We start from the raw sequence: 10,886 nt of genomic DNA, 5'->3' as shown, positions 1-10,886 counted from the left end.
GCGCCCCATCCTCACGCACCACACAAATCGCCGTCTCTTCTTGCGACACGTCCAAAGCTGCAAACATTCCCATCGAATCCTCCATGCTCACACTCCCGCAAAGGGCCGGAGCAACAGAACCTGGGGAGGCGCTATCCTGAAATGCGACTTTCTGTGCTCAACAATGGGTTGAGCCATGAAAGGATCACGAAATGAAGGTGGGGTTCTCTCACCTTTCGCTTTCGGAGCGCCGCAAGATTGAACGCTGGCGATAGATGAAGCTGAGCCCTGACGAGATGGCGAGCAGGCTTGGCCGGCACCGCTCGACGATCTTCCGCGAGCTGCGCCGCAACTATTTCCACGACAGCGAGATCCCGAAGTTGAGCGGCTACTGGTGTGTCGTTGGCCAAAATTACTTGGATGGGCGGCGGACGCGGCAGCGCAAGCTGGTGCGCGATACTGGACTGCGCGACCAGGTCGAGCGCTGCTTGATATCTGGCTGGACACCCGAGCAGATCGCCGGCCAATTGCGTTACGAGAATGCTCCTCGCCGGGTCTGCCAAGAGACCATCTACCGCCATGTTTATTCTGGTGACGGTCGCCGAAGCGAGTTGTGGCGCCACCTCCTTTCCGGACGCCGACGCCGCCGGGGCTACCGGCTGCGCAAGCGTCCACCGCCCAGATTTGCGCCGGAACTCAGCATCTTGTTCCGCCCGGATATCATCGCGCATCGCAAGCAGTTTGGACACTGGGAGGCAGACCTGGTGCTGTTCCGGCAGAAGTATGGCCCGGCCAATGTCACCACCATGATCGAGCGCACCAGCCGTTTCCTGGTCGTGTTGAAGAACGTCGAAAAGCGCACCAAGCCGATCATGGCGCAGATCGCTCAAGCGCTCGCGCCCCTGCCCCCGCATGCCTGCCGATCAATCACCTTTGATCGCGGCTCCGAGTTCATCGACTGGCCGCATCTACAGGCCGAAGTGGGCACCCAGACCTGGTTCTGCGAAGCGCAGTTGCCGTGGCAGAAAGGTGCCGTGGAGAACGCCAACAAACGGCTTCGACGCTGGCTCTGCCGCGACACCGACCCAAACTCGCTTTCTCAGGAGGAACTCCGGCAACTCTGCGCGGGCCTCAATGCCACGCCGCGCAAGCGCCTCGGCTTCCGCACCCCTGCCGAGGTGTTCAAGACCAACCTGCTCGGAAGCGGCTACAGAAGGGAAAAAACTCTCCCGGAAACCGAAGTCGCATTTGGGCTAGCGCGTCCACATATTGCAACAGAGACAGCTGCGAGTGGGGGCGTGGCAATTTTGCTAAGTGGTGTACAAGCGGCGAGCCTCGGAGACGTCAGGGCTTGATCAGGCGGCCACTGCGGGCAGCCTGCCGTTGGGATCGTCGGTGACGCGGGCGAGGGTTCTCAAGCGACATGCATCGCTTGGCGTCCGTCCGTTCATCATTCGCCTCACGCATCAGCACGCCGACCAAGCGGATGATTACACTTCCGTTGGGGAAGATGCCGATGACATCCGAGCGCCGCTTTACATCACAGTTCATCCTTTCCAGGGGATTGGTGCTGGCGACCTGGGCCCTGTGTTTCCAGGGAAGGACATGTAGGCCAAGGACATTGTCGCGGAGCTGTCCATCATTGCGCCGAAGTTGAGCTGCTTCTCGTGCAGGGGGTCGGTCACGATCTCCCACTAGGCTTCGGCCTCGGCCTTGGTCGCCTGCGCGAAGATCGTCGTCAGCATCGCCGCCACCGCCGCACTGCATGGTGGAGGTGTGAGCGAGAGTGTTTCTTGCCTAGTGAATGCGGCACCTCTGGTGAGTGGCGAAGACCCTACCCGCGGCCGCCCGCAGCCTCTCGTAGTCATCCGCAATCACCAGCCTCACGGTTGCAAGGCCTTGGTCCGCAAGAAAGCGCGAGGCAATCCGATCCAAAGAGGCCATCGCACGAACACCTTGAGGGGGCCGTTGGCGATGCCCGGCACCTGGCGCTTGCCATCCGCATCGACCGCCACGGCGATCACGACGGCCCGGCTGATGATCCGTCCGCCTTCTCGCATCTTCACGTAGAACGCACCGAGCCGGCTGTGCCATCGAGCCGCCATCGGTCATAGCTCGATGACGAACGTCCTTCTTCGTCCTCCTCACCCCATCGTCGGCCGACCGCGTCGAAACATTGAGAACATAGGCTTTCCTGAGACGGCCACCAGAACCTTCCCGGAGGTCCATTGCGACTCTAGGAAGCCGGAGAAGTCGCTGCCCCTGCGGAGATTTTGGATCTCCAGCGCGATCTATCCGGCTTGCGTATCCCAATCCCGGGCACGGTATCCGACGCGCTGCAGTTCCGGGTGGCCACGTGTCAGGATGATGTCTTCATGCCTTACCGTGCATCTTCGGCGACCGGCGCCCGGTTGCCGCGTCGCGACAGCCACAGGGTCAGGGCCAGGAAGGCCGCCGTGATGCCATAGAGCAGCAGCGCGATCGTGCTTTGCAGCAGGATCGTGAAGTCGCCGCCCGAGATGGACAGGGCGCGGCGCAGGTTGTTCTCCATGTCCATGCCCAGCAGCAGTCCAAGCACCACCGGCACCAGCGAAAAATCAAGCTTGCGCAGCACGAAGCCAAGGACCCCGAAGCCGACCATGACCATCAGGTCGAAGGCCGCGTGGGTGATCGCATAGACCCCAAGATAGCTGATCGCCACGACCAGCGGCATCAGGCCCCAAGCGGGCAGGCCCAGAACGCGGGTGAAGATGCCGATCAGCGGCAGGTTCAGGATCAGCAGCACGAAGTTCGCCAGATAGAGCGCGGCCACCAGGCCCCAGACCAGATCCGGACTGCGCTCGAACAGCAGCGGTCCCGGCTGGATGTTCAGCGAGATCAGCATGGCCAGCATGACCGCCGTTGTTCCCGATCCCGGAACGCCCAGGGTCAGCATCGGGATCAGCGCGCCGCCGCTGGCCGCGTTGTTTCCGGCCTCGGGGGCGGCGACGCCGCGGGGGTCTCCGGTACCGAAGCTGCCCTTGTCCTTCAGCCGCTTTTCGAAGCTGTAGGCCATGACCGCCCCCAGCGACGCGCCGGCTCCGGGCAGGATTCCTGCGATGAAGCCGATCACCGATCCGCGCAGCGAGGCGCCCAGTCCCTCTTTCACCCGCGACAGGCGGGGGAAGACACGGCCCTTCGGGATCAGCTTCCGGTCCTGCGCCTTCTGTTCCAGGAAGAACAGGATCTCGGAAATCGCGAACAGGCCGACCAGCGCCACGATCGGATCGAAGCCGTCATAGAGGTTGAAGCTGCCGAAGGTGTATCGCGCCACTCCGGTGGAGGGGTCGAGGCCCACCGTCCCCAGCATAAGGCCCAGAAGCGCCGCCAGCAGCGTCTTGCGCGGGTCCGTCCCGGAGATGCCGCCGATCGTCGCGAAGGCCATGACATAGAGCGCGAAGTAATCGGCCGGTCCGAAATAGATCGCGGCCTTCGCCAGAAGCGGCGCGAACAGGGTCAGGCCCAGGGTCGCAAGTGTCGCCCCGATGAAGGACGCGACCCCTGATATCGCCAGCGCGTCGGCGGCCTGTCCCTTGCGGGCCATCGGATAGCCGTCGAGCGTGGTCATGATCGCCGGCTCGTCGCCCGGAATGTTCAGCAGGATCGAGGAGATGCGGCCGCCATACATGCAGCCGTAATAGACCGCCGACAGCAGGATCATCGACGACGTGGCGTTCAGCCCGAAGGCGAAGGTCAGCGGGATCAGGATCGCCACGCCGTTGACGGGGCCGAGGCCGGGCAGGGCGCCGATCAGCGTGCCGGCGAAACAGCCCGCGAGGATCAGGGCAAGGTTGATCGGAAGGGCCGCGACGGCAAAACCGGCCCAGAGCGAAGAGAGTATGTCCATGTCAGCCAAACCAGGTCCCGATCACCGGCAGGGGCAGGCCCATCAGCCGGTCGAAAAGCAGATAGAGCCCCGGCGCCGCGATGGCGGCGGTCACGAAGCCCCAGATTGACGGCGCCCCCATCAGAAGCCCAAGCCCCAGAACCGCGGCGAAGGTCGACGGAACGAAGCCCAGGGGCTCGAGCAGCAGCGCATAGCCCAGCAGGATGACAAGCGCCGCACCCTGCCGCAGCAGGCCGTCGGCGGGAGCCCACGCCGCGTTGTGGCGCGGCCAGATCATCAGGCACAGCCCCAGAAGGACGGCCGGAATGCCGATCACGCGGGGGAAGATCGCCGGCCCGAGGGGATCGCCGAAGCCTGCCGTGTATCCCGTCGACAGCCAGACATATCCGGCTGCCAGAAGGAAGAAGCAGGCGCCGGCCAGGCGATCTGTCACTGAATGACCCCGATCTGGCGAGAGATCTCGGCCATCTGCTGCTCTTGCTCGGTCACGTAGGATGCGAACTCGTCGCCGCCGCGCCAGACGGGCTCCAGGCCGCTGGCTTTCGCCGTCTCTTGCCAGGCCTCGGATTCGTAAAGCGTCTTCAGCCTGTCGACCCATTCGGCATAGTCTTCGTCGCTGACCTCGCCACCGGTGTAGAAGCCGCGCCAGTTATAGCCGGTCACGTCATAGCCCTGCGACTTCGCGGTGGGCAGGTCGGGGAAGGCCGACACAGGCTCGTCTGCCAGGACGGCCAGGACGCGGATGTCGCCCGATTCGACGAAGCCCCTGATCTCTCCCAGGTCGGTCGAGACGACGCCGACCTGACCGCCCATCATCTGGGTCACGGCCGGGCCGCCGCCGTCGAACTGCACCCAACGGATCTGGTCGATGTCGTCGATGCCCGCGGCCTGCGCCAGCAGCAGCAACCGGATATGGTCCCAGCCGCCAGCACCGGACGAGCCGGAGGTGACCACCGAGGTCGGGTCCTCCTTCAGCTTCGCCATCAGGTCGTCCAGCGTCTGGATGTCGCTGTTCTTTGCCATGGCGATGACGCCGACATCGGCGCCCAGCATGCCCAGCCAGCGCATCTGGTCGGTTCCGCCGGGATACTTGCCCTGTGCGATTTGCGTGACGCCCACGGTCGAGGTCGCCACGATCAGGTCGCCGTCGTCCGCGCGCTTGCCGGCGACGTTGGCATAGGCAACGGCACCGACGCCGCCCGGCATGTTCGTCACCTGGACATTACCGTCGACCAGGCCCTGCTCGGCCAGAAGGCGGCCGACCTCTCGGCAGGTGAAGTCCCACCCGCCGCCCGGATCGGCGGGCGCGATGCATTCCGCCGCCGAGACGGGCGCCGCGATCAGCACGGCCACGGCCACGCTTGCGGCCCGAAGACCTTTCAGTTTCCAGCTCATCCGTTCCTCCCTAGATGATGACGTTCTTCTATCGCCCGACGACCCCCCGTCGTCCCATGAAGCGCCGCGCGCCGCCGATCGTCTTGCGAACTTCTTGACGCACTGCAGCCGAATGGGCAAGCACGGCGCGCGCCGCGCCGTCAGCGTCGCGGGCGCAGATCAGGTCCAGGATCTCGCTGTGTTCGCGATGCGTGGTGGCCCGACCGTCCTCCGAGGTGAAGCTCAGCCAGCGTGCGCGGACCGTCCTTGTCGTCACGTCCTGCATCGCCGCGGCCAGGCAGCGGTTGCGCGACAGCGCCGCGCAGCGGACGTGGAAATCGAGGCCCAGCTCTAGCCAGCTTTCGGGCGTGAACTCGCGGTGGCCGGACATGATGCTTTCCCGGATCAGGTCGATCTCGGCGGGCGTGGCCAGTTTTGCCGCCAGCCTGACCGCGGCCGGTTCGACGATGTCGCGAAAGGCGAAGACCTCGTCGATCTCGTCCATGTCGAAGGGTGCCACGGCATAGCCACGCCCTTCGCGGATCACCAGCCCGTCACGGATCAGGTGGAACAGCGCCTCTCGGACCGGGGTGCGCGAGATCTTGAACTGCGCCTCGAGCGAGCGTTCGCTGATCGGCTCTCCCGGCAGAAATTCCAGCGACAGGATGGAAAACCGCAGCCTTGACAGGATGTCCCTGCCGTCCTGCTGTCGGTGACCTGCTGCAGTTGCCGTCATTGACGCCTCCGTTGGGTTCGGTATACCAACTTGGAATCCAGAAATGAAGCAGTTTGTCACAGGGAAACGACAGGATGGGCGCAATCGTCGCGGGCTTTCCCGATCATGCCGTGCTGACCGAAGTGGGACCGCGCGACGGATTGCAGTCCGAACCGGTCTTCGTGCCGACGCAGAAGAAGATCGAGTTGATCCAGGCGCTTCTGGACGCGGGCCTGCGCCGCTTCGAGGTGACGTCCTTCGTCTCGCCAAAGGCCGTCCCGCAGATGCGCGACGCAGCCGAGGTTCTGGCCGCCTTCCGCGACCGCAAGGACGCGCATCTGACCGCGCTGGTCCCGAACATGCGCGGCGCCGAGGCCGCGATCGAGGCCGGGGTCGATGCGATGGTGCTGTTCGCGTCGGCCTCCGAAAGCCACAACCTGAAGAACGTGAACCGCAGCCGCGCAGATTCGCTGAAGGGCTTTGCCGAGGTCGCGCGGCTTGCCGAAGGGTCGGGCGTGCGTCTGCAAGGCGCCATCGCGACCGCCTTCGGCTGCCCGTTCGAGGGAGAGGTCGATGTCAGCGCGGTGGTGGATCAGGCCCGCGCCTATGTCGATCTGGGGATGGATCATATCACCCTTGGCGACACGACCGGAATGGCGACGCCCGCCTTGGTGGTCGACCGGGTCCAGGCGCTGAGGCCGGTTCTGGGCGACAGCACCCTGGCGCTGCATTTCCACAACACGCGGGGCGTCGGCCTGGCCTGCGTCTATGCGGGTCTAAGCCAGGGTGTCACGTATTACGAATCCAGCATCGGCGGTCTAGGAGGCTGCCCCTTCGTGCCGCGGGCGACCGGCAACGTGGCGACCGAGGATCTGGCCTATCTGCTGACCGAAAGCGGCGTCGAAACGGGAACCGACCTCGACCGTCTGATCCGGGCCGCGCAACTGGCCGAACGGATCGTCGGCCGTGAACTGCCGGGACAGGTGATGAAGGCCGGGCCTCGTCTGAAGACCGCGCCCATGGACAGCGTGAGGACCGCCAATGGCTGAAGCTGCGAAAGGCCCGCTGGACGGGCTGCGCGTCATCGACCTGACCCGGGTGCTGTCGGGGCCGTTCTGCACGATGATCCTGGGAGATCTTGGCGCGGATGTCATCAAGATCGAGCCGCCGAAGGGTGATCCGGTCCGCGCCCAGGGGACGATGACCGAAGGGCATTCGGGATACTTCGCGGGCTTCAACCGCAACAAGCGTTCGATGGTTCTGGACCTCTATTCGGACGAGGGCAGGGACGTGCTGCGGCGTCTGCTGGCTGATGCCGACGTCCTGGTCGAGAACTTCCGCCCGGGCACGCTGCAGAAGATGGGCTTGGGCGAGGATGACCTGGCGCGCCTCAACCCGCGCCTGATCGTGGCCAGCATCAACGGCTATGGCAGCACGGGGCCTTACGTCGACCGCCCGGCATTCGACTTCATCGCACAGGCGATGAGCGGGTTCATGGGCGTCAACGGCGATCCGGACGGCCCGCCGATGCGCGCCGCCGCCCCGGTCAGCGACCTGGTCGCCGGCATCTATGCGGCGCTCGGCGTTCTTGCGGCCGTGGTGGGACGGGAGCGTACGGGCAAGGGGCAGACCGTCGAGGTCGCGATGGTGAACGGCCTGATCAGCCTGCTCGCCTATCTGGCGTCCGAATACTTCGCGACGAACCGGGTTCCGGAACGCACCGGCAACGACCACCCCCTTGTCTATCCCTATGGCCTCTTCACCTGCTCTGATGGGCAGATCGCGGTCGCCAACTCGCATGACCAGATCCTGCGCAGGTTCCTTGACCGGCTTGACCTTGGCTGGGTCATGACGGACCCGCGCTATGACAGCAACTCGAAGCGCATGGCGGCACGGGAAGAGCTGCGAGAGATGATCAACGCCCGCATGGCCGGCCACAGCCGAGATCACTGGCTGGCCATCCTGAATGCGGCCGGTGTCCCCTGCGGCATCGTCCAGGACCTGCACCAGGTGTTCGCGGATCCCCAGGTCAAGGCCCAGCAGATGGTCATCGACGTGCCATTCCAGGATGGCCCGACGGTCAAGGTGCCCGGCTTTCCGATCAAGCTTGGTGCCACGCCATGCCACGTCCACCGCCCCGTGCCACGGCTTGGCGGAGGAACGCGCACCATCCTGGCGGAACTCGGCCTGTCCGAAGAGGAAATCGCGGGCCTCCTCCAGCGTCAGGTCGCCGGCGACTGAGAGAAGCGCCGCAGACCCTTCGACTTGACTGCAGGGAAGGGGCGCGCTTCTCTGCCCTACCGCTGATCAGGGGGAACAGGTGGAACAGAGACGGCTTGGAAACCGCAGCGTCGGCGCCATCGGCTTTGGCGCGATGAGCTTTGGCGGAATGTTCGGCCCGACGGACGAGGCGACCTCGCTGACCTGTCTGGATGCCGCACTGGACGCCGGTATCACCCATCTCGACACCGCCAACATCTATGGCATGGGGGTGTCGGAACAGGTCATCGGGCGATGGGGGCAGCGTGACGTGCATCTGGCCACCAAGTGCGGCATCGTCAGCGGCCCGCCGCGAACGGTGCGTAACGACGAGCCCTTTATCCGCCAGTGCCTGGAGGAATCGCTGCGCCGGCTGAAACGGGACCACGTGGATCTCTACTACATCCACCGCCGCCAGCCCGACATGCCCGTCGAGGACGTGGCTGGAACGATGGCCAAGCTGGTGCAGGAGGGGAAGATCGGCGGCTATGGCCTGTCCGAGGTCGCGCCGTCCACCTTGCGTCGCGCCCATGCCGAACATCCCGTCACGGCGGTTCAGAACGAATTCTCGCTCTGGACGCGGCAGCCGCAGCTTGGCCTCATCCAGGCGTGCCGCGACCTTGGCGTGGCCTTCGTTGCCTTCTCACCCCTCGGCCGCGGGATGTTCGGGCGACAGCCCCTGAAGCGGGACTTCCGCGCGGGCATCGACTTCCGCGACACCAATCCCCGGTTCACCGAGCCGAACTTCTCGGCCAATCTTGCCGCCATCGCGCCCTTCCGGGAACTTTGCGCGGCGCGGGGCTGGACGGTGCCGGGGGCGGCACTGGCATGGGTCCTGGCGCAGGGGGATCACATCATCCCCATCCCTGGGACGCGGACGGCGGATCACCTGCGCGATTGGCAGGTCGCGGATCTTGGCCCCGCCGACATCGCGGATATCGAACAGATCCTGCCCGCAGGTTTCGCGTCCGGAGCCCGCTACTCCGACCAGCAGATGGCTTTCGTGGAGCGATATTGCTGAAACTGCGGAACGGTGGCACCGCACATTGACGCTTCGCCTAAAGGCTCGGATCGTTCGTTTCCAACTGACATCGAGTGTCGCGCAGGTGCGGGCAGGTCGTCTGCCTTTGCAGCAGCAACGGGCGCAAAGTCTCGCCAACCTATGATATGAACCTGACCCCAACGGCGCTCATCGCGCCGCCGCGTTCAGCCGCGGGGAGGATCGATGAATGCAGCAAGCCTTCAACTTGATGCTCGACGCAGAATGCAGAACTGGCTGCGTGTTTCCCGGCCCTTGCGGTAGCTGCGGCACGGCGGCGGCGAAGGCTTGTTTCCGTTTGTACTGGTCGGCGACGTCGGTGATGCGGGGCTGGTCGCCGGTTTCGACCTGCTAGCGGTCGGCGTTGTAAAGCTGCGGGATCAGCACGCAGTCCGCGATGCCGGGCGCAGCGCCCTTGCAGAACGCGCCGGAGAAGGAAGGATGATCCAGCATGCGTTCCTGCGCGGATGGCGTTTCTGTTCCATTCGTCTCGGGCACCCTTGCCCGCGATCGTTTCGACCCGGTTCAGCACGCGCAGGTTCGCGAGCGGCGTCGTGTCGCAGGCGATGGCCAGCGACAGCGCCCGTGCCTGCGCACGCGCGCCCAGGTCCGGCGGCAGAAGGCGCGGTCCCAGATAACGTTCATCAAGATGTTCGATGATCGCCAATGACTGGGTGCACGAGGCTGTCGATCTCCCGCGCAGGGTCCAAGGCTGCGGACCCGGTCGCAGATGCGCGAGGCTGCGCCTTGCGCCGGCGACAAGGTCGACCGGCGCCTGTTCGAAGGCGATGCCGTTCAGCTGCAGCGCGACCCGCGCCCGCGATCTCCTTCGGCTCCAGGTCGATGATGCCCAGCTCGGTCGCAAAGCGCAGCCGGCCCTCCTGCGGGACGACCAGCAGCTCGCTGTCGGCCGAGAAGACATACTCGTCTTCCATCGAGCGGGTCACCAGGTAGACGTGCGAGGCCATGCCCACCTGGATGTTGACGTCGCCCCCCGTGGTCATGGTCCGCATGCCGGTGATCCAGGTCAGATCACCTTCTGGGACGGGGATCGGGTCCCACCAGTACTGCCCCAGGCTGGTCACGTTCGCCACCACGTTCGGCGCCGTCTTCCAGTGCGGCACCTCGATCGGGCTGAAGCGGCCGGTGTGATGAACCGAGGGGCGGATGCGATAGCACCAGGTCCGCTCGTTCTGGCCGCGCGGCGCGGTGAAGGCGGTGCCCGACAGCTGTTCGGCGTAAAGGCCATAGTTGCACTTCTGCGGGCTGTTCTGGCCCTGCGGCAGCGCGCCCGGCAGCGCCTCGGTCTCAAAGTCGTTGCCGAAGCTGCACGCCGCCACGCGCGCCATCAAGGCCAGCAGCGCGTGAACCCGCATTCCCTGATCGGCGACGAACAAGCTGTCGCCTTTGCCGCCAGTACCGGATACCACCGGCATGTCTGCGTTTCGCAGGATGACGCGAAGTTCCACATTCGACCGACTTTCGGAACCTCGGCGGTTGAACATCGGGCCCGGCCGGCGCTGTTGCATGAAGCGTTTGAAGATCAGATTTCCCCTTTCCCGTCTGAAGTCAGCCGACGGGCTGCGTGACGGGAATGCCGAGTGCGGTGAAGCGGTTGAGGATGGCGATGCGGA

At 65.0% G+C, this 10,886-nt stretch carries 8 protein-coding genes and 4 pseudogenes; 5 read left to right on the top strand and 7 right to left on the bottom strand.

What is annotated here, in order from left to right; translation table 11 throughout:
* Positions 1-191 precede the first annotated feature (191 nt).
* Positions 192-1,236 (top strand): annotated as a pseudogene (locus OC184_RS18270) (IS30 family transposase).
* A 98-nt stretch (positions 1,237-1,334) separates the two neighbouring features.
* Here the strand turns inward: OC184_RS18270 and OC184_RS18265 are convergent.
* From OC184_RS18265 to OC184_RS18245, 6 genes and pseudogenes are all read right to left on the bottom strand, one after another.
* Positions 1,335-2,060 (bottom strand): annotated as a pseudogene (locus OC184_RS18265) (transposase); the annotation flags it as partial.
* A 63-nt stretch (positions 2,061-2,123) separates the two neighbouring features.
* Positions 2,124-2,324, bottom strand: a pseudogene (locus tag OC184_RS20585) (transposase); the annotation flags it as partial.
* Between the two features lie 35 nt (positions 2,325-2,359).
* Entirely contained in the window at positions 2,360-3,865 is a 1,506-nt protein-coding gene (locus tag OC184_RS18260) for a tripartite tricarboxylate transporter permease (protein WP_265508585.1), read from the bottom strand.
* Position 3,866: 1 nt separating this feature from the next.
* Positions 3,867-4,298 (bottom strand): tripartite tricarboxylate transporter TctB family protein, encoded by a 432-nt coding sequence (locus OC184_RS18255; protein ID WP_265508584.1) that lies wholly within the window; start codon positions 4,296-4,298, stop codon positions 3,867-3,869.
* On the bottom strand, positions 4,295-5,260 hold the full coding sequence (locus tag OC184_RS18250) for a Bug family tripartite tricarboxylate transporter substrate binding protein (RefSeq protein ID WP_265508583.1): 966 nt from the start codon (positions 5,258-5,260) through the stop codon (positions 4,295-4,297). Before OC184_RS18250 ends, OC184_RS18255 begins: the two co-directional genes overlap by 4 nt.
* A 28-nt stretch (positions 5,261-5,288) precedes the next feature.
* Positions 5,289-5,975: a GntR family transcriptional regulator gene (locus OC184_RS18245; RefSeq protein ID WP_265508582.1), complete on the bottom strand. Its 687-nt coding sequence runs from the start codon at positions 5,973-5,975 to the stop codon at positions 5,289-5,291.
* Between the two features lie 74 nt (positions 5,976-6,049).
* On the opposite strand from OC184_RS18245, the gene OC184_RS18240 reads away from it, so the two are divergent.
* The 4 genes from OC184_RS18240 (at position 6,050) to OC184_RS18225 (ending at position 9,922) form a co-directional block, all read left to right on the top strand.
* Positions 6,050-7,003 (top strand): hydroxymethylglutaryl-CoA lyase, encoded by a 954-nt coding sequence (locus OC184_RS18240; RefSeq protein WP_265508580.1) that lies wholly within the window; start codon positions 6,050-6,052, stop codon positions 7,001-7,003.
* On the top strand, positions 6,996-8,195 hold the full coding sequence (locus OC184_RS18235; RefSeq protein WP_265508578.1) for a CaiB/BaiF CoA transferase family protein: 1,200 nt from the start codon (positions 6,996-6,998) through the stop codon (positions 8,193-8,195). Before OC184_RS18240 ends, OC184_RS18235 begins: the two co-directional genes overlap by 8 nt.
* Positions 8,196-8,274: 79 nt before the next feature.
* The gene (locus tag OC184_RS18230) at positions 8,275-9,234 is read left to right on the top strand and encodes an aldo/keto reductase (protein WP_265508577.1); all 960 of its coding nucleotides are present in this window, start codon (positions 8,275-8,277) and stop codon (positions 9,232-9,234) included.
* A gap of 469 nt (positions 9,235-9,703) precedes the next feature.
* The gene (locus OC184_RS18225; protein WP_265508576.1) at positions 9,704-9,922 is read left to right on the top strand and encodes a hypothetical protein; all 219 of its coding nucleotides are present in this window, start codon (positions 9,704-9,706) and stop codon (positions 9,920-9,922) included.
* Between the two features lie 94 nt (positions 9,923-10,016).
* Here OC184_RS18225 and OC184_RS18220 read toward each other — a convergent pair.
* A pseudogene (locus OC184_RS18220) lies at positions 10,017-10,628 on the bottom strand (homogentisate 1,2-dioxygenase); the annotation flags it as partial.
* Positions 10,629-10,886: the final 258 nt, after the last annotated feature.

It is taken from the genome of Paracoccus rhizosphaerae (assembly GCF_026162645.1).
GTDB lineage: Bacteria > Pseudomonadota > Alphaproteobacteria > Rhodobacterales > Rhodobacteraceae > Paracoccus > Paracoccus rhizosphaerae.
Note: the sequence above shows the minus strand (reverse complement) of the source record. Positions and strands in the feature narration are given on the sequence as shown.